We start from the raw sequence: 692 nt of genomic DNA on the forward strand, positions 1-692 counted from the left end.
CCCACCTCGCCGGCCAGCCGGTGCCCACTGGCCACGGCGACGAACAACGGCTCGACGGAGACCACAGCGCACTCGATGCCCGACCCCGCGGGCGCCCGAGGTCCCGGGTTGCCCGCGATCAGGGCCGCCTCGACGCGCCGGTCGGCCAACAGGGCGAGCTGCACCGCCGGGTCGGGCCCCGTGCGCGCCTCGACCTCGGTGCCGAGCACCTGCGGCGCCAGCACCGTCAGGTGCGCCACCAACAAACCCGGGGTGCAGCCGAACCGCACCGACGACGGCAGGGTGCCCGCCTGGTGCCGGGCGGTGGCGGCGGCCAGCCGGTCCATCGCGGTGAGCACGGTGCCCGCGTGCGCGGCGAGCAACTCGCCGAGCGGGGTCGGCACCGCGCCGTGCGCGTCGCGACGGAACAGGGGCGCGCCCGTGATCCGTTCGGCGCGCCGCAGGGCCTCGGTCACCGACGGCTGGGTCATGCCCAGTTCGGCCGCCGCGGCCGTCAGGGTCCCGTGGTCCGCGATGGCCCGCACCACCCGCAAGTGCCGGAACTCCAGTTCCATGGGCGGACTCTATGCAACGGGGCATCGTTACGGAAGTTCACGGTCCGCACGGAGTCACGCCACGCCCCGTCCCCCGCCCGGCCTCCCGGGGCGGTCCCCGCCGGCTCGGCGACGTCCGCCCCGGGTTCAGCGCGGCAC

1 protein-coding gene is annotated in these 692 nt (G+C 76.4%); it reads right to left on the reverse strand.

Annotation, left to right across the window (positions count from 1 at the left end):
• Positions 1-554: LysR family transcriptional regulator (locus KUM32_RS42965; RefSeq protein WP_217146971.1), on the reverse strand; the 554-nt coding region annotated here is incomplete at its 3' end.
• Positions 555-692: the final 138 nt, after the last annotated feature.

Source organism: Streptomyces sp. AC627_RSS907 (genome assembly GCF_019049165.1).